Raw genomic sequence first — 21,194 nt, forward strand, 5'->3', positions numbered from 1 at the left:
ATGCAGAACATTACGGAAGCTCTGGTAGCCGAACACCGGCTGATCCTGAGGATGCTCGATCTGATTGCGCGCAACGCTCCTCTGACATCGGAAGGAAGATACCGGAATTATCGGTTCTACCTGGATGCGGTTGACTTCATCAGGAACTACGCCGACCGCTATCACCATGCCAAGGAAGAGGACGTACTCTTCGAAGCGCTTGTTGAAAACGGCATGCCCCGACACAACAGCCCCGTAGCCGCGATGCTACTGGAGCACGATCATGGCCGGGCGCTTGTACGGGAACTGGAAACCGCAGCCGCCGATGCTCTCGCAGGAAGAAACGACAGGGATGCCGAGATCGCCCGTCTCGCCCTTGAGTACCGGGAATTGCTCCTGGAGCATATCGCAAAGGAAGATGATATTCTGTATCCTCTTGCTGAACGTCTGATCTCCGGACATCTAAGGGAGAAGGTGACTTCCGGCTACGCCCGTGCGGAAGCCGGAATGCCCGACGACCTTACCGAACGCTATACAGGAATCGTCACCGGATACGAACGGGAAGCAGCGACACCGGCAGCAGCAGCCTGACCATCGCCCCATCGGGCCGGCAGCAGTCATTTTTAATGCTGCCGGCCCTGCTCCGATGTTCCCACCGTCTTGAAAAATCAGCTAAAAAATTTATTGCGCTCGACATCGAATTAGGCTAGCTTAATCGCCCGCCCCTCTCTGAAAGGGGTGAGGCAAACATCGCCACGACTACCGAGAACCATCTTAAGACTGGTGCGGAATAACATGGCCCTCCCTTGCCGGTAAACAGCGCAGGAAAGGGACTCCGCAACCCCGCACTTTTCATTCAGTATCCGGTGGATCAACAACCACGGTAGGCCCGCCGACAGCAGCGGGAATCGGGAGGGGAATGGTCATGGTTATTCTGGTGCGGTGTCAAGACGATTCAATTGCTCCGGCCCTGCAATCACATCTCGATGAATTGGCGTGTAGCGGCCTCATTACTGCCTATCTCACGGGAGGCAGGTGGGTAGCCGTGGAGCAGAGGGGGGCAGAACCGGAGTCATCTCCCCTGCCCAAGCGGCTCTCCACACGTCCTCCGGCGATCGCCGCCGGGTTCTGACGACAAACCGGGGGCGAGCGCTCCCGCTACGCCCTGATCATCACAAGCAACATCTTGAAACGCTTCCTGGCGCGCACGGCGTGAGGCTGGTTGGCCGGCATGATTACCATCTGCCCAGCCTTCAGGACGTGCTCGTCCCCCGAGATCACCACCTCCGCCTCTCCGTCGACTATCTGAACGAATGCGTCGAAAGGTGCGGTATGCTCGCTCAGCCCCTGCCCCTCATCGAACGCGAAAACGGTGATGGTGCCGATTTTCTTGTCGATCAGCGTACGGCTTACGACCGATCCCTCCTGATATGCGATCATTTCGGACGTGGTAAACACCTGACCCGTTGCAGCACCCTTGCTGTCTCCCATAACTTTTCTCCTTCCTTTCTCATTACGGCGAAGCCGTTGTCAAAACTCTAATAGATCGGGAGCGAAAATCAATTGACGGACATCAAGGAAAAGCTGCTTCAATGAAAATTTTGCGAAGGGGTCGAGAGGAATCAGGCAGGGATGTCCCGGCGGGAAGCACGGGCTCTCAGACCTGCCCGCATGAGGAGCTGCGCGGCAAATCTGTCGGTTATAAGCGTGTACTCGCGGTAGCTCAGATACCGGATGTGGCTGCACTGGCCGCACTCCACCGGTTTAGTGGTCTTCATGTCCCGTTCCGGCACTGAGATCTCCTCTCCGCAGCCGAGGCAGTCGAGGAGGAAGAACGGTTCTTCCCTATCGGCGATGTTTTTAAATTCGAGCTTCATAAAGCTTTACCCGCACTAAATATTTTTAGCCACAATAACACAGCTTTCGTAATTTTCAACCGTTTTTTCAGCACTTCCGCCGAAACTTCGTACGACAATTTCTCCTTGCGCGGGAGCGCAAAGAGTTGTATCTACGTGCGGTGCAGCTAATGCATTTGGAGCTCCACCATGAGGTATACCGTTTCCGAAACCATCCGATCCGTTCACCCTCCTCCTATTTCCGAGGTAAAACGGTGGATTGCGGGAACCAGGCATACAGATCTCATCGATCTCTGCCAGGCCGTCCCCGACTACCCTCCCGCCCCTGCGCTGACCGACCATCTCGGCTCGATCCTCAACGATCCGCAAACCTCCCGCTACTCGCCCGACGAGGGGCTTCCGGAGGTGCGGGAAGCCGTCTGCGCACGTTATGAACGGAGATACGGCGCCAGGATATCTCCCGATCAGATCTGCCTCACCATCGGTGCCAGCCAGGCCTTCTGGCTCGCCGTGGTCACGCTCTGCCGCGCTGGAGACCGGATCATAGTCCAGTCACCCTGCTACTTCGATCACCCCATGGCTCTCGACATGCTCGGCATCGGCAGCACGTTCGCCCCTTTTTCGGAGGATCGTGGCGGCATACCTTCACCCGAAACCATAGAACGCCTGATTTCCCCCCGCACCAGGGCAATCCTCATCGTCACTCCAAGCAACCCCACCGGAGTCGTAATACCTCCGACGGTCATCCATGACCTGCTGGAAGTAGCGAAGCGGCACCGGATAGCGCTGATCCTTGATGAAACATACAGCGACTTCATCCCCGGAGGCGCGCGGCCGCATGATATCTTCACGGATGAAGCGTGGAGCGACAACTTCATCCACATAATGTCTTTCGGAAAAACCTACGCTCTAACCGGTTACCGCGCCGGCATGCTTGCCGCCTCCGCCGAATTCGTGCAGCACGCCCTCAAGGCCCAGGACTCGATGGCTGTATGCCAGCCGCGGGTTACCCAGCATGCGGTGCAATTCGGGGTAAACCACCTGGAAGAGTGGGTTGGGGAAAAGCGCCTGATGATGGAGCGCCGCCACGACCGGTTCCGGTCCGAATTCAGCACTCCCGGCAACCCTTTCAGCCTCGTCGCCAGCGGAACATTTTTCGCCTGGGTAAGACACCCGTATGCCGGAAAAACCGGTCGGGAGGTGGCAAAACGCCTCGTGGAAGAAAGTGGAGTGCTGACGCTTCCGGGGGAAGTGTTCGGGCCGGGGCTCGAACCGTACCTGCGACTTGCATTCGGCAATATCGGCGAAGAAGCCATCCCCGAAGCCGTTGCGCGCTTCCGCTCATTCCCCGCCTGAGCGTCCGATGTACGTGCCGGCAACCAATCTCTCCCCCTCGGAAGTGCATATCTGGCAATTCATGCTCGACCTTCCCGCAGATTTGCGCAGCAATCTGCGCCTCCTGCTGGACGACGAGGAACTGAAACGGGCGGACAGGCTGCTGGATCGTGAAGCAGCCGGGAGGTTCATCAACTGTCGAGGACTGCTCCGCCAAGTCCTGTCGGCATATTGCGGCACCCCCCCCGGAGACATCCGCCTCTCCTATGGCCCTTTCGGCAAACCCTGTCTCGAAGCTGATTCCCCGCTTCGATTCAACCTCAGCCACTCACGAAACCTGGCGGTACTTGCGGTAGCCATGGGTACCGAGGTAGGAATCGACATCGAAGCAGTCGATCCCGCCCTCCCCTACGGAAACATCTCAAGAACCTTCTTCTCTCGGGACGAATGTGCATATATAGAGGGGCTGCCCGACGCGCATCGCCTTGCCGCGTTCTACGAATGCTGGACATGCAAGGAGGCTTACCAGAAAGGATGCGGTGCCGGCTTTTCTCTCCCCTCAGACTGCTTCACGATAGTATTTCCTCCGGGCCGGGACCCTGAAATGGCGAGCCACCGAATTCAGCCTGACGAAACCCGCCGCTGGACTTTTCACAAATTACCCCTGCGGCACGGCTTTTCGGGCGCACTGGCCATTGAAGGAAAAGCTCAGCAAATACGCATGCTTACATCAGAGGGAAAGTATTTCACGGAAGTGGAATGGCCATAATGACAAAAAATTAATTTTTTGCTTTTTAGCTTGACTAGACCCTGGCCGTACAGTAGAATCCGGTTCTACTTTGGTGTCAACAGTTTCAAATGTATACTGTGTACTGAATCAAGATCGGCAGATCTTGTCGTTAACATCAACACCAACAGGAGGAAACAATGTCTGAGTACGGCACACTGCAAGATCGCGTCCGCTGTAAGTCGCTGATGAACAAGGTCATGAAGCCCGAGGACACCGTCCAGTTCTTCAAACCGGGTATGAACCTCGGCTGGTCGGGCTTTACCCCCGCCGGTTACCCCAAAGTGGTACCCATCGCGCTTGCAGACCACGTGGAGAAGAACGGCCTGCAGGGCAAGATGAAGTTCAACCTCTTCATCGGCGCCTCGGTTGGTGCGGAAACCGAAGACCGCTGGGCCACCCTCGACATGATCGACCGCCGCTGGCCGTACCAGACCGGCAAGAATATCGCCGCCGGCATCAACGAGGGGCGCATCCGGATGGGTGACAAACACCTCTCCCTCTTCGCCCAGGACCTCGGCTACGGCTTCTACACCAAGGATTCCCCCACAGGCAAGCTCGACCTCGCAATCATTGAAGTCTCCGCAATCACCGAAGACGGCGGCCTTGTTCCGACCTCCTCCTGCGGCGTCATACCTGAAATCCTCATGATCTGCGACAAGATCATCGTTGAGGTCAACACCGGACAGCCTTCGTTTGAAGGCATCCACGACCTGATCACCCCGCAAACCCCGCCGAACCGGCAAGTTTTTAACATCACCAAGGCCGATTCCAGGATAGGCCAGACCTTTATTCCATGCGATCCAAACAAGATCATCGCTGTGGTCGAGTCCAAGCTGCGCGACCAGGGCCGCGCGTTCGCCGAGCAGGACGACACGTCTGAAGCTATTGCCAATCATGTCATCGACTTCTTCACTGCTGAAGTGAAAGCCGGGCGTCTGCCGAAGAACCTGCTGCCGATCCAGTCGGGCGTCGGCTCCATCGCAAATGCCGTCATCGGCGGCCTTGCCAAGGGTCCTTTTAAAAACCTGACTGTTTTCACCGAGGTGCTCCAGGATACCATGCTCGATCTGTTCGATTCGGGCAAGCTTGACGCGGCCTCCTCCTGTTCCTTGTCCCTCTCCGCAAATCCCGGGTTCCCGCGTTTCTTCGAGAACATGGACAAGTACTTCGACAAGATCGTATTGCGCCCACTCTCCATCTCCAACGCACCTGAACCGATCCGTCGCCTCGGGTGCATTGCCATGAACACCCCGGTCGAGATCGATATCTATGCACATGCCAACTCGACTCTTGTTGGCGGTACCCGGATGATCAACGGCCTTGGCGGTTCCGGTGACTTCCTCCGCAACGGCTATCTCAAGATGATGCACACCCCGTCGTCACGTCCTTCCAAGACCGACCCGACCGGCATCTCCTGCGTCGTGCCGCACTGCTCGCACATCGACCACACCGAGCACGATCTTGACTGCGTAATCACCGAGCAGGGACTCGCCGACCTCCGCGGCCTGGCGCCGAAGGACCGCGCTCGCCGCATCATCGAGAAGTGTGCACATCCCGACTACAAGGCGCAGTTGACCGAGTACCTCGATATCGCCGAGAAAGACTGCCTCAAGCGCAAGGTTGGGCACGAGCCGCAACTGTGGGACCGCGCGTTCAAAATGCATCTCAACCTGGAGCGTAACGGCACGATGAAGCTCAAGAACTGGGATGTCAAGATCGACCTCTGCGAGTAGTCTTCGACGAAAGCCGAAATCAAAAAAGCCGCCGGGAATTCCGGCGGCTTTTTTCATGCCTCGAATCGGTACGTCTCAGAAGTCGGTCTCTCCGCCAGGCTTTGAACAGATAATAGTAACCATTCCGCCATTGCTTCCGCACTCCTCGATATCAAAACCGACCTCCGTAAACAGCCCCAGCAGCGGATCGAGCGGCAGGCGCAACTTGGGGTAGCAGCTCTTGAGAAGATCCCAGCCGCCTCCCCTCCGCTGGTAGACCAGATCATGGACCATGACATGCTGCTCCCCGTATTCGAGAAAGCAGGTGAAAATCGTATCCGGGTCGCTTTTCACCGGAATGAACCTGTCGACTCCGTCCAGCTCGAATGAAAGATCGCGATACGTAATCACGAAGAGACCCCGGGGAGCCAGGATGCGAAAAACTTCCTCGACAAGGTTCACCACCTGCCCTGCCGATGTCAGATGCGGCAGGGTGTCACCCATGCATACACAAAGCTCCACCGGCTCATTCAGATTACTTACGGTCTCTAACATGTCACCCAGGATCGTCGTAACCGGCAAATCCCCCCGCCGGCATTCAAGCTCCCGGAGCAGGGTCGAAGATGTATCCACCGACAACACGCTGAACCCGAGGCGCCCCAAAGCCAGCGACTGGAACCCTGAGCCTGCTCCCAGATCGATGGCCTTACCCGATCTGCGCGCCACGATACCGCGCCCGGCAAAAAAGGCCTCGTTTCCCGCAACCTTTTCTTCATAGTCTCCGAAAAGCCAGGAATAGTAATCGGCAAGCAGGTTGTCGTAGTGCTCCTGCACCGTCGCCATAATGCCCCCTTGTCCCCAATGATGGTTTCCCTCTCGATCCGGCACGATACACGCCGGACAAATGCTAGTCAAGGCTACGGCCATCATTGTCTCAGGTAAATCGAAGACGCAGCCGAAGAGGTTATCCAGGGTAATTATCGTAAAAGGAGATGGAAATGCTTGTCGAATGGCGGGAAGAGCTCGCGACGGGGAATCCGACCATAGATTCCCAGCACAAGGAACTGTTCAGAAGACTGGAAGGGCTGTCCAAGGCATGTCAGGAGGGGAAGGGGCGGCAGGAGCTGCATGGCCTCCTTCAGTTCCTGCGAGAGTATGTTGTACGGCATTTTGCAGACGAGGAACGGCTGCAGCTTGAGTACGGATACCCCGACTACCGCCACCACAAGGCGCAGCACGACGGTTTTGTGGCCGAGATAGCCGCACTCGACTCTCAGCTGGCCTCGGAGGGTACTACTCTCCCGCTCATGGTGCTCACAAACAGCGTCGTCTTCAACTGGCTCGGCAACCACATCATCAGAATGGACTCCAAACTAGCGGATTTCGTTCGCAAGTCAGAGACCGCGGATGAGGTCACTCCTTCACGAAACTGAGGGCGGCTGAATTCATGCAGTAGCGCAGGCCTCCAGGGGGCGGACCGTCTTCGAAGACATGCCCGAGATGGGAGTCACAGCGAGCGCAGAGGACTTCCGTTCGTCGAGTGAACCATGAGCGGTCCTCGGCGGTCCGTATGTTCTCGGGAGCAACGGGAGCAGTGAAACTGGGCCACCCTGTCCCCGATTCGTACTTCGTTTCGGAGCGGAAAAGATCCAGGCCGCAACAGACACAGCGGTAGATCCCCCTGTCATGCTTATCCCAGTAGGCGTTCGCGAAGGGCCTTTCCGTTCCCTTGCGCCGCGTCACCTCGAACTGCTCAGGCGACAGTGCGCTTCGCCACTCCTCGTCGCTTTTCCGTACCTTCTCCATAGATACATATCCTTTCCGGGCAACCGAATAGAACTGGAGGATCGCGGCCGCCCCGGCGCACTCGCAGAATAAAGTCATGACCAGAGCCGCCACGGCTCCGCGCATTGCGCGCCTCATACATCTCCCTCCTTCAGTCATCAGGTCTCTCTACTCCCCGGCATCGTGAAAATATAGGTATCCCCATGGTTCAGGTAATGAACCCTGTCCTCCAGCCCAGCCTCCCGCACCGCTTTCTGGAAATCCTCCAGCGATGACTTGAACACCGTGTAGTCGTTGTAGTGGATCGGAATGGCGGTACGGGGGCGGATTAACCGGATTGCCTCAATTCCCTGCCGGGCATCCATCGTCACCAGGACCCCCAGGACCTTCGTCCCTCCAAGGTGCAGGAGGGCCAGGTTGATGTTGGGGTAACGCTTCGGCACCTGGGAGAGTTCGTCATGCATGAGAGTATCGCCCGAAATGTAAAGCCTGAAGATGTCATCCCCCTTCCCCCATTCGAGCAGGCTCCCCATCACCGAAGGCAGCAGGGCGTTGACGACACCCGGGCCGTGCCTTCCGGGCATGGCGGTGATTCGGAGATGGGCCTCCCCCTTCACCACCGTGACCGATTCCCATGTATCCAGTCCCTCGACGGCATCAAACCCCTTCCGTCCGAGAGCTTTCGCGGCATGGACAGTGGTTACGATAGGGAGAGCCTTGCTGAGCTTTGCTTCAGCAACACGGTCCCAATGATCTCCGTGCAGATGGGAGAGAAGGCAGAGATCGAGATGCGGCAGGTCCTCGATTTCCAGCGCGGGATTAGTGCGCCTCCTGGAGGTGAGGCCGTATCCGAGATGCGCATGGTCCCCGGAGTGAAGAAAGTTCGGGTCGGTCAGGATGGTGAACCCGCCGCAGGTGATGACTGTAGTCGCCGTGCCGACGAAAAGAATGGAGCCGCTGTATTTCGATGAAATTTGGCCGTCTCCGGGTAGGGTGATGGTGCGCGCTACTGCCATAAGCTTCCTCCTTCTCCCGCCGGACGGGCAAAGGCTGGATTCATTTCAGTAACTGTAACAAAGCCGGGGAAAGCGTCAATGTCGAGAGGAAAGTGATGAGAACAAAAATTTCTTAAAGCGGCTTAACATATCGGACTGCGCTGCTATACTTGTAGGACATTAGTCCCAAGGAGACAGAAGATGAAGATACCGGCGTTTGCGTTTACCTGCACCAACTGCCACGGAGAAACCGTGATCGACTTCCATCATATCAATTTCACCCGCACCTACACATGCGGCGAGTGCAACAGGCAGTTCAAGATCTCCAAGAAGCAGGGGCTGAGCATCAGCGCCCAGCTGGAAAACTACCTTGGTTCTCTCCCGCACGAGGAACTGGTATTCGTGAAGAAACAGACTGGAGGGAGCAGGGTGACTAGACACTGAGGCCCTCCAGGGAGGGCCTCGGACATGGGTAGTGGTGCAGTGGGCAGCAGGCTTCAGGCGAGCTTGAAACGTCTCACCATTGTCTGCAGCTCACCGGCACATCGGGCAAGTTCGCCTGCCGCGCCCGATGACTGCTGCGCGCCCGTAGCGGACTGCTGAACGACCTCGTTGATCTGGTGGATATTGCTGGTTATCTCGTGAGTAGTGGCGGTCTGCTGCTCTGCCGCCGTGGCGATCTGGCTCACCTGCGTGCTGACCTCCTCGATCTTCTGGAGGATTTCCCGCAGCGCCTGCCCCGACTTTGCCGCGTCCTCGCTCCCTCGGGCAACTTCCCTTACCCCCTCGTCAATAGCGGTTACCGCCAGCTTCGTCTCCTGCTGAATCGACTTGATCATTTCCCCGATTTCCCGGGTCGCCTTGGTCGTCCGCTCGGCAAGAGCCCGCACCTCGTCTGCAACAACGGCGAAGCCGCGTCCCTGCTCGCCTGCACGTGCAGCCTCTATGGCGGCATTGAGAGCCAGCAGGTTCGTCTGGTCGGCAATATCCTCGATAGTCCCGATGATCGCTCCTATCTGCTCGGAGCGCGCCCCCAGGCTCTCCACCGTTCCGGCTGCGCCCTTTACCTGTCCGGCTATACGCTCCATACCGTCGATAGCGGCACGAATGACCGTGGAACCGGTGTTTGCCGATTCTTCGGCCTGACGCGAACTTGCCGCCGCCCGGGTACAGTTCTCCGCGATCTCTCCGGCAGTGGCTGCCATCTCTTCACTTGCCGTAGCGACCGTCCCCGCCTGCGCAACGACCTCTTCGGCACCCACCGCCAGCTGCGTAGAAGTCCCCTGCAACTGGTTTGCAGAAGAAGCGACCTGCTGCGATGTCTCGATCACATTGCTTATGAGGGACCGGAGGCTCTGCACCATCGATGCGAAGGCGCCGGTCAGCTCCCCCACCTCGTCACGGCTTCGCTGCTCCACAACGATGCTGAGATCCCCCCCCGCAATCGCAGAAGCTTTTTGGGACAGATCACGGATCGGAGCGCTGATCAGGCGGGCAATCACGAAAGCCAGCACCAGTCCTGCTGCAACGACCCCGCAGAGGACGCCAAGAATCCAGAGGCGCGATGAGGTGCTGAGCTGGAGGGCGGAATCCGCTTGTTCCTGGGTGTGCCTGAACTGAAGCTCTTCATTCTTCTCGATAGCCTTGATGGCGGCGTTGAACTGCTTGCTGGACTCGCCGCGTATCAGTGCCGCCGCCTCCTCGGTCTCATTCTTCAACGCAAGTTCGGCTATTTTGGGAGCTTCGGCAAGGTACTTTGCCCAAGCCGACTTGAATTCTTCATGGACCCGCTTTTCCTCACCATCGACCAGCGATTTATCGAGAGCCGCCAGCTCCTTTTTCATCGACTCTGCCGCTTCGGCGTTACGCTTTATGTATTTCTGCTTCCCTTCTTCGTCCTGTGACAGGGTCAGCAGAAGTTCACCACGCCGGTAGCTGCCGACCAGGGAGTTCACCTTGGAGAGCCCCTGCACCACCGGCAGTTTCTCCTTGTCAATGTCCTTGGTTATGGCGCTGATGGCGCCAATCCGGCTGATGGCGAACATGCCCAGGAAGATCGTGAGGCAGAGGACGGCAAGAAACGATAGAACCAGCTTGGCGTTGATACTGAGATTTCTGAAAAATTGCATATGCCCCCCGATTGCGTAAACTTTTTTTACAGCATGTGGAAAAAATGTTTACGCTCTTTATCGGAGTGCCGGATGGTGAAGTTGAGAAGAGAGATTAAAAAGGAGATGGAACCGCCACTGTCGCAGGAAAAAAAATTGTTACCTTCATAATGCCCTGCCTATACTGGCAGTAGGGGCTAGCTGTACGGATCGGCCACATCCTTAGGGGCTTCGGCGGGATGCTCCTCGATGGGCGTTCTGTCCTTGACAGAGAAAACTTCGATGGCGGACTTCCCCTCAAGAGGGCAGACGTTCTCGCAAATGCCGCAGCCGTTGCAGATCTCCTCCACTACGTAAGGCATCTTCACCGTTACCGTTTTGCCGCTGAAGTCGGTCAGCGTAACCACCTCGGAGCGGATCGCCTTCTGCGGAATCGGGCAGTGCTCTTCGCATACGATGCAGTCGATGCGGTGGGCAAAGGGGATGCAGTGGTTCTTGTCGAGAACAGCCTTGCCGATGACTTCCCGCCGCTTCTGGCCGGGGGGGAGATCCGGGATGGCACCGGTGGGACATACCTGTCCGCAAAGGGTGCAATTGTACTCGCAGTAGCCGAGCCTGGGGATCAGTACCGGCGTGTACAGACCCTCTATGCCCGCCTGGAACATGCCGGGGTAGAGGGCGCTCCGCAGACAGACCTTCATGCACTCGCCGCAGCGGACGCACTTCTTGAGAAACTCCTCCTCGTCGCGCACCCCCGGAGGGCGAAGCATGCGGGCCTGGGCGGTGGGCTCCCGGAAACGGAAGAGCCGCGCCAGGAAAAACCCGGAAAGGAGCCCGCCGATGAGGACGCGGCGCTCCATGAGAGGGCCCTGGTCCGGAGCTCCCCAGCGGAACCGGAACCTGGCCCGGGAGGAGGGGCACTTCGCCTCGCACTCCATGCATAGGATGCACTCCTCCTTCTGTAGCAGCTCGCGGTCGAAGGAGGTGGGGCAAAGCGTGGCGCACTCCCGGCAGTCGGAACAGAGCTTTGGCGGAGTCCGCAGAAGGGGGGAGAACCTGGCCGGGATGCCGAGGAGCGTGCCGAGAGGACAGAGGCGGCGGCACCAGGCCCGCGTCTCGTAGCGCTCCAGGAACAGCACGAACCCGAAGAGGAGAGCCGAGGCGAAGGAAAGCGGGTAGAGGGTTTCCCTGAAGGGAAGAACGTAGCTCTTTATGATGTTATAACCGGGCGCGACCAGATCCCGGTGCTCCCCAACGACTCCGTAAATCCCACGCCACCCTTCCCGTACCGACTCCCCCAGGATTGGATGGAAAAAGAAGGTGAGCGCGCGCAGCAGGATCGCAATGGGGTCGAGAAGTCCGGCAAGATTCAGGTTGAAGAGGGAAGCCGCCAGGAGCGGCAGGAGCAGCCAGTACTTCGTCTGCCCCTGAAGGAACCTGAGAGCCCCCCGCTTCCGGATCTTCTTGGTAATCAGGTCGAGAATGGTGCCGAGTGGGCAGATCCACCCGCAGAAGAACCGTCCCAGCAGAAACGCCGCGAAAAAGACCAGGAGCCCCGGCAGAAGGAGCTCCAGGTAGCTTTTCGTTGCGAGCATGGTGGTGACGGCGGTAAGGGGGTTCGCCCGGAAAAAGCTGTTCGCCGCCGCCGAGATCCTGTCGCTCCCCCGATACTCGGTCATCAGGAAGAGCACGATAAACAGCACGAGGAACAGCAGCTGGCTGACGCGGGCCGGGGTAAATCTTCGCTTCATCTAGACCTTCACGATCTTCATCCGCTGGATGTTCATCTCCCCGAGGCCACGCTTGTAAGCGGCAACGGTCACCGGAATATCCGCGGGCTTCATTCCGAAGAGGGTGGTGGCATAGGCATCCGCCGCCACGATATCGGTGGAGGCGATGATCTTGTTGAGCACCTTTACGTCAGCGAGATCGCCCCCCTGGGGACCGTGCGCGGTGAGGATGCGGGTCGCATCGACGATCACCAGATGGCTCTTCACAGCGGCGTTGACGTCGGCAAGGGCGCCCTCCAGCTTTTTGTGGATGCTCCCCCGGTTACCCCCCATGATCCCCATGATGTTCTTGAGGCCGATGGTGAGCTTGCTGAGACCATGATGCTTCGCCACCGGGACGTTGATGAATACGTCAGCCGAAAGGGCTTCGTCGTAAAGCTCCCACTTCTTGAGGGTGTTTCCGTTCAGAAAGACCTTCCGGAACCGCTCGTCTTCGATATGCTTCACCTCGACGTTCTTCATCCCCTTCAGGGCCGGCTCAATGCCGCTGTTCACGTAACAGCGCCGCTCGTCGTTACAGGTCCGGTCGAATACCTTCACCTTCTTGGCGCCTGCCTTCAGGCACTCCTCCACCACCGCCCGGACGACTACCGGGTTAGTATTGGCTCCGTACTCGGATGCCCGGTCCCATCCCATGTTCGGCTTCACGACCACCGTCATGCCCGGCTTCACGAATCTCGCCATGCCTCCAAGCGCATCGATGGCCTTTCGGGTGATCGCAGCATGGTCCCTCCCCTCGGCCACCGCAACCACAGGCCCCTGGGCGGCGAACAGATCCCTCAGCATCCCTTCCAGGATGAGCGACGACAGCCCCATTACCTTGATGAAGCTTCTCCGGTCCATACAAAATCCTCCCTGCATCAGGCGTGAGTTCGGCCCCACTGCCTCATTATCGACAGCATTAACAGGGGATAATCATAATATCGATTCGAGGAATGTCAATATCCTTGCAGGGTGGGTCGGCATAAGGAGGAGCTGCAGCTGAAGGGGGTACTGTGGAAAATGTCGTTAACGGAGCCGGTCCATCTCTATCCGCCCAGATAGGCCTTCACGACCCTCTCATCTGACCGAAGGGCCGCCGACTCCCCTTGCAGAATCACCCTCCCCGTCTCCAGCACATATCCCCTGTCGGAAATTTCCAGGGCGGCGCAGGCGTTCTGCTCCACGAGGAGGATGGTGAGCGAGGCGCTCTTCTTCAGGTCGAGCACCGTCTCGAATATCTTCTCCACCATGAGGGGCGCAAGCCCAAGGGAAGGCTCGTCGAGCATGAGTAGGCGCGGCTTGCACATGAGCGCCCGGGCGATCGCCAGCATCTGCTGCTCCCCCCCCGAAAGGGTCCCCCCCGCCTGACCTATCCGCTCCCTCATCCGGGGGAAGAGGTCGAGGACATACTCCAGGCGCTCCGCCATCTCGTGCTTCGAGAGAAGGTATCCCCCCATCATCAGGTTCTCCCGCACCGAAAGGTCGTAGAAAATCCGCCGCCCCTCCGGGCAGTGGGAAATGCCGCGCCCGACGATCTCGTGAGGCGGCACGCCGTCAATCCGCGCCTGCTCCAGCTCGATGTTTCCGGATGAAACGGCGTGCATTCCGGATATGGCCTTGAGGGTCGAGCTCTTCCCCGCGCCGTTGGCGCCGATGAGGGTGACGATCTCCCCGGCGGCCACCTCCATGCTGACCCCCCTGAGGGCCTGCACGTGGCCGTATGATAGGTGCACGTCAGTGAGTCGGAGCATGTTTCCCTCCGCCGAGGTACGCCCTGATAACCTCCGGGTTGCTCCTGATCTCCTGGGGCTTCCCTTCGGCAATCAGCTCCCCGTGGTCGATAACACAGATCCGGTCCGAGATTCCCATAACCATCCGCATGTCGTGCTCGATCATGACGACGGTGATACCCCTGTGGCCGATCTTGCGGACCAGCTCCATGACGAAACCGGTCTCAGTCGGGTTCATCCCCGCCACCGGCTCGTCCAGGAGCAGCACCCGCGGCTCGACGGCCAGAGCCCTGGCGATCTCCAGCATTTTACGTTCGCCGTAGGTGAGGTTGCGGGCAAGGTGATCGCGGCGGCGCTCCAGGCCGACGAATTCCAGAAGCTCCCGGGCCTTCCGCGCCTGGTGCTTCTCGTCGTTGCGGAACGCGGCAGTGCGGGCGATGGCCGCCAGCATCCCGCTCTTCATGTGGATCTCGCGTCCGATGAGCACATTTTCGAGAAGGGTCATTTCGGCAAAGGGCTTCAGGTTCTGGAAGGAGCGGGCAAGCCCCATCCGCGCCACCTCGAAGGGCTTGCGGCCGGTGATCTCCCGCCCCTCGTAGAAGACTTTCCCGCCGGTCGGCGTAAAGGTGCCTGTGACGGCATTGAAAAAAGTCGTCTTCCCCGCGCCGTTGGGCCCGATGATGGAGAGGATCTCCCCCTCCACGACCTTCACCGAGACGCCGCCCAGGGCGCGCACGCCGCCGAACTGCACGGAGAGGCCTTCGGTAACGAGTATCTCAGGCGATGCCATCTTCGCGATCCTCGATTTCTTCGGTGATGAGCCTGCTGCCGAGAAGCCCGTGGGGGCGGAACACCATGAACGCGATCATCACGGCGCCGAATATGAGCATGCGGTAGAGAGCGAACTCCCGCAAAAACTCCGGCAGGACGATGAGGAGAAACGCCCCCGTGATGGAGCCCACCACGTTTCCGATACCTCCGAGCACCACCATGCAGAGCACCATCACCGATTCGTAGAAGGTAAAGGAATCGGGGGAGATGAACCCCTGCTTCACCGCGAAGAGCGACCCGGCGATGCCGCCGAAGAAAGCGGAAAGGGAGAAGGAGAGGAGGTGCTTCTGGAAGACGTTGATCCCCAGCGCCGCCGCCGCCATCTCGTTTTCCCGTATCGCCACCCAGGTCCGGCCGTAGCGCGAGTCGGCCAGCCGCGAGACCATCAGGGCTATGATGACCAGGAAGACGAGGGCGAAATAGTAGAAATCGAGAGGGTCGTCCATCTGCCACAAGAAGAGAGACGGCCGCTTGATGCCGAGGACGCCGTTGGGCCCCCCGGTGAACTCGGTCATGTTGGTGAGGAAGATGCGGACTATCTCTCCGAAGCCCAGTGTCACCACCGCCAGATAATCCCCTTTGAGGCGAAGCGCCGGAATGCCGAGGAGGACCCCGCAGAGCATGGCGATCAGGCCGGACAGGGGAAGCGCCAGCCAGAAGCTCGTCACCGCGAATTTCGCTGTGAGAAGCGCCGTCGTATAGGCCCCTACGGCATAGAAGCCGATGAAGCCGAGGACGAGGATACCGGTAAGGCCGACGGTGATGTTGAGGGCCGTGGCAAGGATCGCGTAAAGGAGAGCGCTCGTCAGCACGTCGAGCATGTAGGTCGAGGAACCGAGCGGCACGATGATGGCTGCCGCCAGCACGAGCCCCACCGCAAGCCGCTGCCGGCGCACGACGCTGCGCACCGCCTTCTCCCTGAACCGGATGATCTTCGTGTTTCTCTCGGCGAAGCCGGCGAACCACCGCAAGCCCCACACCGCCAGCAGAACGACCGGCAGGAGCACGATCCGCTTTTGCAGGAAGGGAAGGAAGATGAGAAGCATCCCCAGGTAGAAGAAGAGGTCGTTGCGCAGGTTACGCACGCTCGCTGGCCCCCTTCCCCAACAGCCCCGACGGGCGGAACACGAGGACCGCGATCAGGATGAAGAACGCATAGACATCCTTGTACTCCACGGAGAAGTACCCTGCCCCGAGCGCTTCGATGATGCCGAGGAGAAAGCCCCCCACCATGGCGCCGGGGACGCTGCCGATCCCGCCGAGGACCGCGGCGGTGAACGCCTTGATCCCGCCGAGGTACCCGATGGAGAAATTGATGGTCCCGTAGTAGAGGCCTATCATAACCCCCGCGCAGGCGGCCAGGAACGACCCTGCCATGAAGGTGACCGAGATGACCGTATCCACGTTTATCCCCAGTAGCGACGCCATATAGGGATCTGTGGAGGTGGCCTTTATGGCGATGCCGAGGCGGGTGCGATTGATGAACCAGTAGAGGAGGAGCATGAGGAGGACCGACGACAGGATGATGGCTACCTGAAGCCCGGTAAAGGATACGCCGCCTGCGGTGATTGTCTTCATCCCCATGGTCTGGGGGAATATCTTGTCCTTGGCCCCCATGGTGATCATCACGAAGTTCTGGAGGAAGATCGAGGCACCCAGCGCGCTGATGAGGGGCGCAAGCTTAGGTGCATTCCTGAGGGGGCGGTAGCAGATCCGCTCAAGGTAGTAGCCGTAAAGTGCGCAGAGAACCGCCGCGGATACAAGGACCGAAACGAGGACGATCAGCATGTTCCCCTGCACGGCAGGGGGCATTGCGGGAAGAAGCGATATGAGGATGAAGCCGAGGTACGCCCCCACCATGTAGATCTCGCCGTGGGCGAAGTTGATGAGCTTGAGGACCCCGTAGACGAGGGTATAGCCGAGAGCGATGAGGGCGTAGCTTCCGCCTATGGTGACGCCGTTCAGGAGATGCTGAAGGAACATGAAAAGCCTTATGTTGAGCTAGCGCGAGGCGGTCGATCGTTATAGGGAAGAACAGCCTGCGAGAGGGATAAGGTAGCAAAAAGAGGAGGGGATGGGAAGGTGTAAAAACCGTGTTTGGCTTCGTGCGGAATGATGCCGGATCAGCTCGTGAATCGACCTCTCCTTATTATTAAAAATCATATTTATACTCGTTAAGTGAACGGGTATATTCATGCCGCGGGACCGTATTAAGAGGAGCAATGGCAATGGGTCCAGAACCATTGTAAACGGTGAATTGAACCAGCTCGGGTATGAGGCGTACGATATGCGTTTCAGCACGCCAGGATGGAATGATACGACGGTACCGCCATTCAGTTATATTTATAATTAAATTAAAGCTAGAAACTACCGGACCCGATACCTCTCCAGAAAGCGGGAGCCGTACCGGAAAAAAAGGACGGCTTTGCCTGCAGGTAGCCGACCAGCCCACCGCGCGTGAAACCCATCCCAACAGGAGGTAGTACATAATGCTGATCCGTATTGCAACAACCGCCGCAACAATCATTGCCCTTACCGTGTCTCTGGCCGCTGCCGAGTCAATCAACCTCGTGGGGGGCTCCACCTCCGTGATCACAGTAATCAACCCGGTCAAAGCGGCTTTCGAAAAATCGACGGGCATAGAGCTCAAGGCGACGGCAGTCGGATCGAAGGTAGCGCTGCAGAAGCTGGATGCGGGTGAAGCCGATGCCGCTACCGCCGCTCACTCATTCGATGAACTGATGGAGGTCGTCAAGAAGGACAAGGTTGAACTGAAAAATCCTGTGGACAAGCTGAAAGTCTCTCATCTCGCTCCCGCGACATCATACAGCATCATCGTCAATCGGTCGAATCCGGTGAACGCCCTAACCAAGGAACAGCTGGCCGGAATCTTCTCCGGCACAATCACCAACTGGAAAGAGGTTGGCGGCAACGACGCGCCGATAATCTGCGTCCTCGGCAACATGAATCCCGGCAGCAACGACCTTTTCAGCAAGACCTACCTGGACGGGAAGAAGATCACCGTCGAGACCCTCGACGTCTCGACCGTCAACGATCTGCGGCAGAATGTGTCCAGCAATCCGGAAGCTATCGCATTCATCGTGGCATCCATGGTAGATGGCACCGTCAAAGCCGTTGAGGCCCCTGTAATGAAGTCCAAGCCGATAATTCTGCTCACTGTCGGCAGCCCTGCTCCGAAGGTGCAGAAGCTGATCGACTTCATCAAGACGGATGGCTCGAAGTACATCAAATAGTGACGGCTTTCATACTGATTGGACGAGGCCGGCACCCCCGGCCTTTTCCTTTTTCTCTGCCCTACAGGTCGGCCGCCCTACCCGCCGTTGCCTGGCCATTCTTCCACCATAGGAAAAAAGATGGCGAATCAGATAGGGACGTGCGACAGTTGCGAGCATCCACGGTGATGTGCGGCAGGAACCTGTTATAATGAGGTCAGGATGAATAGGATTTAGATCTCAGGAGGAAACCATGAAAAGATTTTTCGCTCTTTCACTCTGCCTCGCAGCCGCTTGCTCTACGCTTCCCGGATGCTACGGAAAAATGGCCCTGACGCGGAAGGTTTACCAATTGAACGGCGAAGTCAAGGACAGGTACCTCAGGAGCGCCGTGACCTGGGCTTTCATCATCGTGCCGGTCTATGGGGTGTCGGCTCTGGTGGACTTCGTCCTGTTCAACACCATCGAATTCTGGAGCGGTGACAATCCCGTAGCCGCGGGCGAGAAGAACATCCACTACAGCAAGGATGGGGAAAACTTCGACATCCTCGTCACGAGAAGAGGAAATGATGTACGGTACACCATTGACAGGAACAGGGACGGACTGCATCTGGATACACTCGTTATCGACTGGAATACCGTGACACAGACCTCGCATGCTGCTCTGAACGGATTCGGCAAGACGGTGGAACTCACCGCACAACCGGATGCAGGGGGCGTGAAAGTCTCGCAACGTCAGGAACCGGGAATGGAGACACTGCTGTACGCTGCGCTGGGGAAATAGAGACATGGCCTACTGGCTCTTCAAAACCGAACCTTCCACCTTCTCGCTTGAAGACCTGAAGAATCGACCCGGCATGACGGAACACTGGGACGGAGTCCGCAACTACCAGGCCCGCAACTTCCTGCGGGACCGGATAAAGGCAGGCGACGGCGTGCTCATCTACCACAGCAGCATTCCCGAGCCAGCGGTGGCGGGTATCGCGGAGGTCGTCCGTGAGGGATACCCAGACTTCACCGCCCTCGATCCGGAGAGCAAATACTTCGACCCGAAATCCTCGCCCGAGAAGCCGATCTGGTACATGGTCGATGTTCGCTATGTGGAAACATTGCAGCGTGCCGTCACGCTGGAGAGAATCAAAGGGAACCCGCTCCTGGCAGAGATGCCGCTCGTGAAACGCAGCCGGCTGTCGATCCAGCCGGTGACGCCGGAAGAATGGCAGATAATCCTTTCGATGGGGAGAGCATGAAGATGGACACCACGGCACTTACCCGCTGCGCCTGGGCCGGCAGCGACCCCCTCTACCTGGCCTACCACGACACCGAGTGGGGAGTGCCGGTGCACGACGACCGGCTCCTGTTCGAATTCCTCATACTGGAGGGTGCCCAGGCAGGGCTGTCATGGATCACCATCCTCCGCAAGAGAGCGGCCTACCGCAGTGCCTTCGCCGGGTTCGATCCGGAGGCTGTGGCACGGTTCGACACGGACAGGGTAGCGGCTCTGCTGACAGATCCCGGCATTGTCCGCAACCGCCTGAAGATCGAATCCGCAATCACCAACGCCCGTGCATTCCTGAAAGTCAGGGAGGAGTTCGGCACCTTCGACGCCTACCTGTGGCGCTTCGTGGAGGGGCGACCGATACGCAACGCATGGAAGAGCACCTCGGAAATCCCCGCCACCACCCCCGTCTCCGACGCTCTGAGCCGCGACCTGAAGCAGCGCGGATTCCGCTTTGTGGGCAGCACCATCTGCTACGCCCACATGCAGGCTGTGGGGATGGTCAACGACCATACCGTGGACTGCTTCCGCTGGCGCGAGTTGGGAGAGAATGAGCCATTGGGAGGGGAAACGAAATGAATGGGAAGAACCTGCGCCTGCTTGGCCGGGAGGAGCTGCCCAGCCGTCAAGCGAGCATCCAGGAGATGGTCGCCGAGCTGCAGGAAGAGCTTCGACGGGGGTCGGCGGTATATACCGCTGACGAGCTCCGGCTGCTGGAGAGAAAGCTGGCTGAGTACGAAGAGCTGTTGCGGAGCCTGCTGGCGCCGTAACCTGCTCCCGCCGGGCTGTTCGTCGGAATGAACCCTGCTCATCCGCCATGAAGTTCCCCCCCCCTCCATGAGGGACCTGCCGATCGGCGACATTCTTCGTGACACGCCGTGGGCACTCGCACTCGAAACAGCTTGACTTAAATATTGCTATACATTAATTTTCCGCACATGCTGGAAACAACTCCAGCCGGCTACGGAAAATAAGCGACAACAGTGCAGCGGCAAGGCTTACCATTATTGAAGAGAGCATGGATTCACCTGATGTCGGAACCATTGGGGGAGTGATGCAAAGCGACAACCGGCACGGATTCATAACCTTTTGCATTCTCGCCCTCCTGCTGTTTTCCTCCCGAAGCGCCCTGCCTGACACTTATGTTCTCAACACCGACAATACCTATCCCCGATCCACCCCCGACGGAAAAGGTTTTCAGGATCTCATCATCAAGGAGATGTTCAGGCGCATCGGACACAAAGCGAAAATCGTGCATGTACCGTCCGAGCGCGCTCTGGCAAATGCAAACGAAGGAATAGATGACGGCGATTTCGTCAGGATCGCGGGCCTGGACAAGAAGTACCCCAACCTCGTAATGGTCCCGGAAAAGGTGTCGGAATTCGAATTTGCCGCCTTCTCCAGAAATCCCTCCATAAGAATATCAGGCTGGGAGAGCCTCAAACCGTACAATGTCGGCATCATCACCGGGTGGAAGATCCTGGAGACAAATGTAAGCGGCACCCGATCCCTGACAAAGGTGAAGGACGACAAGGCGCTGTTCGACCTGCTGGTGAACGACAGGGCAGACATAGTTGTATTCGACAGGCTGCAGGGTGCAGCCTTCATCAAAAGGGAGCGCCTGGCAGGCATCAAGCCGCTGGAGCCGCTGCTGGCCAGACGGGACATGTATCTGTATCTGAACAGGCGGCACGCCGACCTCGTGCCGCGACTGGCGGCAGCATTGAGAGAAATGAAGCAGGACGGCACATGGCAGCGGATCATGAGCGCTGCGTTCTAAATCGTGGAG

General features: G+C 58.3%; 24 protein-coding genes. 12 read left to right on the top strand and 12 right to left on the bottom strand.

What is annotated here, in order from left to right; genetic code table 11:
• Entirely contained in the window at positions 1-570 is a 570-nt protein-coding gene (locus tag CFB04_RS11115) for a hemerythrin domain-containing protein (RefSeq protein ID WP_088535333.1), read from the top strand.
• A gap of 567 nt (positions 571-1,137) precedes the next feature.
• Here the strand turns inward: CFB04_RS11115 and CFB04_RS11125 are convergent.
• On the bottom strand, positions 1,138-1,470 hold the full coding sequence (locus CFB04_RS11125) for a cupin domain-containing protein (protein WP_088535335.1): 333 nt from the start codon (positions 1,468-1,470) through the stop codon (positions 1,138-1,140).
• 131 nt (positions 1,471-1,601) lie between these two features.
• On the bottom strand, positions 1,602-1,856 hold the full coding sequence (locus CFB04_RS11130; RefSeq protein WP_088535336.1) for a hypothetical protein: 255 nt from the start codon (positions 1,854-1,856) through the stop codon (positions 1,602-1,604).
• A 168-nt stretch (positions 1,857-2,024) separates the two neighbouring features.
• On the opposite strand from CFB04_RS11130, the gene CFB04_RS11135 reads away from it, so the two are divergent.
• The 3 genes from CFB04_RS11135 (at position 2,025) to CFB04_RS11145 (ending at position 5,693) form a co-directional block, all read left to right on the top strand.
• Positions 2,025-3,191, top strand: a complete 1,167-nt coding sequence (locus CFB04_RS11135) for an aminotransferase (RefSeq protein WP_088535337.1) — start codon at positions 2,025-2,027, stop codon at positions 3,189-3,191.
• A 7-nt stretch (positions 3,192-3,198) separates the two neighbouring features.
• Positions 3,199-3,939, top strand: coding sequence for a 4'-phosphopantetheinyl transferase superfamily protein (locus CFB04_RS11140; RefSeq protein ID WP_088535338.1), 741 nt, complete (start codon positions 3,199-3,201; stop codon positions 3,937-3,939).
• 158 nt (positions 3,940-4,097) lie between these two features.
• Positions 4,098-5,693 (top strand): acetyl-CoA hydrolase/transferase C-terminal domain-containing protein, encoded by a 1,596-nt coding sequence (locus tag CFB04_RS11145; protein WP_088535339.1) that lies wholly within the window; start codon positions 4,098-4,100, stop codon positions 5,691-5,693.
• A 75-nt stretch (positions 5,694-5,768) separates the two neighbouring features.
• On the opposite strand, the gene CFB04_RS11150 is transcribed toward CFB04_RS11145, so the two are convergent.
• Positions 5,769-6,515, bottom strand: a complete 747-nt coding sequence (locus CFB04_RS11150; RefSeq protein WP_157698780.1) for a bifunctional 2-polyprenyl-6-hydroxyphenol methylase/3-demethylubiquinol 3-O-methyltransferase UbiG — start codon at positions 6,513-6,515, stop codon at positions 5,769-5,771.
• A 155-nt stretch (positions 6,516-6,670) separates the two neighbouring features.
• Here CFB04_RS11150 and CFB04_RS11155 point away from each other — a divergent pair, with 155 nt between their 5' ends.
• Complete coding sequence (locus tag CFB04_RS11155) at positions 6,671-7,105, top strand: bacteriohemerythrin (protein WP_088535341.1); 435 nt, start codon at positions 6,671-6,673, stop codon at positions 7,103-7,105.
• On the opposite strand, the gene msrB is transcribed toward CFB04_RS11155, so the two are convergent.
• Both msrB and CFB04_RS11165 read right to left on the bottom strand, forming a co-directional pair.
• Positions 7,086-7,556, bottom strand: coding sequence for a peptide-methionine (R)-S-oxide reductase MsrB (msrB, locus tag CFB04_RS11160; RefSeq protein ID WP_369833291.1), 471 nt, complete (start codon positions 7,554-7,556; stop codon positions 7,086-7,088). The two genes, CFB04_RS11155 and msrB, sit on opposite strands and share 20 nt — an antisense overlap.
• A 59-nt stretch (positions 7,557-7,615) precedes the next feature.
• Positions 7,616-8,473: an MBL fold metallo-hydrolase gene (locus CFB04_RS11165; RefSeq protein ID WP_088535343.1), complete on the bottom strand. Its 858-nt coding sequence runs from the start codon at positions 8,471-8,473 to the stop codon at positions 7,616-7,618.
• Positions 8,474-8,653: 180 nt separating this feature from the next.
• Here CFB04_RS11165 and CFB04_RS11170 point away from each other — a divergent pair, with 180 nt between their 5' ends.
• Complete coding sequence (locus CFB04_RS11170; RefSeq protein WP_088535344.1) at positions 8,654-8,896, top strand: hypothetical protein; 243 nt, start codon at positions 8,654-8,656, stop codon at positions 8,894-8,896.
• A 53-nt stretch (positions 8,897-8,949) separates the two neighbouring features.
• On the opposite strand, the gene CFB04_RS11175 is transcribed toward CFB04_RS11170, so the two are convergent.
• The 7 genes from CFB04_RS11175 to CFB04_RS11205 form a co-directional block, all read right to left on the bottom strand.
• Entirely contained in the window at positions 8,950-10,581 is a 1,632-nt protein-coding gene (locus CFB04_RS11175; protein WP_088535345.1) for a methyl-accepting chemotaxis protein, read from the bottom strand.
• A 176-nt stretch (positions 10,582-10,757) separates the two neighbouring features.
• Complete coding sequence (locus CFB04_RS11180; protein ID WP_088535346.1) at positions 10,758-12,311, bottom strand: 4Fe-4S binding protein; 1,554 nt, start codon at positions 12,309-12,311, stop codon at positions 10,758-10,760.
• Positions 12,312-13,193 carry a DUF362 domain-containing protein gene (locus tag CFB04_RS11185; RefSeq protein WP_088535347.1) on the bottom strand — a complete coding sequence of 294 codons (882 nt, stop codon included), beginning with the start codon at positions 13,191-13,193 and terminating at the stop codon, positions 12,312-12,314.
• 185 nt (positions 13,194-13,378) lie between these two features.
• Positions 13,379-14,083: an ABC transporter ATP-binding protein gene (locus CFB04_RS11190; protein ID WP_088535348.1), complete on the bottom strand. Its 705-nt coding sequence runs from the start codon at positions 14,081-14,083 to the stop codon at positions 13,379-13,381.
• Positions 14,067-14,852 (bottom strand): ABC transporter ATP-binding protein, encoded by a 786-nt coding sequence (locus CFB04_RS11195; RefSeq protein ID WP_088535349.1) that lies wholly within the window; start codon positions 14,850-14,852, stop codon positions 14,067-14,069. The genes CFB04_RS11190 and CFB04_RS11195 overlap by 17 nt, the downstream gene beginning before the upstream one ends.
• Positions 14,839-15,978 (bottom strand): branched-chain amino acid ABC transporter permease, encoded by a 1,140-nt coding sequence (locus CFB04_RS11200; protein WP_088535350.1) that lies wholly within the window; start codon positions 15,976-15,978, stop codon positions 14,839-14,841. Before CFB04_RS11200 ends, CFB04_RS11195 begins: the two co-directional genes overlap by 14 nt.
• Positions 15,971-16,876, bottom strand: a complete 906-nt coding sequence (locus CFB04_RS11205) for a branched-chain amino acid ABC transporter permease (RefSeq protein ID WP_088535351.1) — start codon at positions 16,874-16,876, stop codon at positions 15,971-15,973. The genes CFB04_RS11200 and CFB04_RS11205 overlap by 8 nt, the downstream gene beginning before the upstream one ends.
• A 506-nt stretch (positions 16,877-17,382) precedes the next feature.
• Between CFB04_RS11205 and CFB04_RS11210 the strand changes: the two genes are divergently transcribed.
• From CFB04_RS11210 to CFB04_RS11235, 6 genes are all read left to right on the top strand, one after another.
• Positions 17,383-18,147: a substrate-binding domain-containing protein gene (locus tag CFB04_RS11210; protein WP_088535352.1), complete on the top strand. Its 765-nt coding sequence runs from the start codon at positions 17,383-17,385 to the stop codon at positions 18,145-18,147.
• Between the two features lie 232 nt (positions 18,148-18,379).
• Positions 18,380-18,910, top strand: a complete 531-nt coding sequence (locus tag CFB04_RS11215; protein WP_088535353.1) for a DUF3332 family protein — start codon at positions 18,380-18,382, stop codon at positions 18,908-18,910.
• 4 nt (positions 18,911-18,914) lie between these two features.
• Complete coding sequence (locus CFB04_RS11220; protein WP_088535354.1) at positions 18,915-19,376, top strand: EVE domain-containing protein; 462 nt, start codon at positions 18,915-18,917, stop codon at positions 19,374-19,376.
• Positions 19,377-19,378: 2 nt separating this feature from the next.
• Positions 19,379-19,984, top strand: coding sequence for a DNA-3-methyladenine glycosylase I (locus CFB04_RS11225; protein WP_088536797.1), 606 nt, complete (start codon positions 19,379-19,381; stop codon positions 19,982-19,984).
• Complete coding sequence (locus CFB04_RS11230; protein WP_088535355.1) at positions 19,981-20,175, top strand: hypothetical protein; 195 nt, start codon at positions 19,981-19,983, stop codon at positions 20,173-20,175. Before CFB04_RS11225 ends, CFB04_RS11230 begins: the two co-directional genes overlap by 4 nt.
• Positions 20,176-20,423: 248 nt before the next feature.
• Positions 20,424-21,185, top strand: coding sequence for an ABC transporter substrate-binding protein (locus CFB04_RS11235; protein WP_231934162.1), 762 nt, complete (start codon positions 20,424-20,426; stop codon positions 21,183-21,185).
• The last annotated feature ends 9 nt before the right edge of the window (positions 21,186-21,194 follow it).

It is taken from the genome of Geobacter sp. DSM 9736 (assembly GCF_900187405.1).
Lineage (GTDB): Bacteria > Desulfobacterota > Desulfuromonadia > Geobacterales > Geobacteraceae > DSM-9736.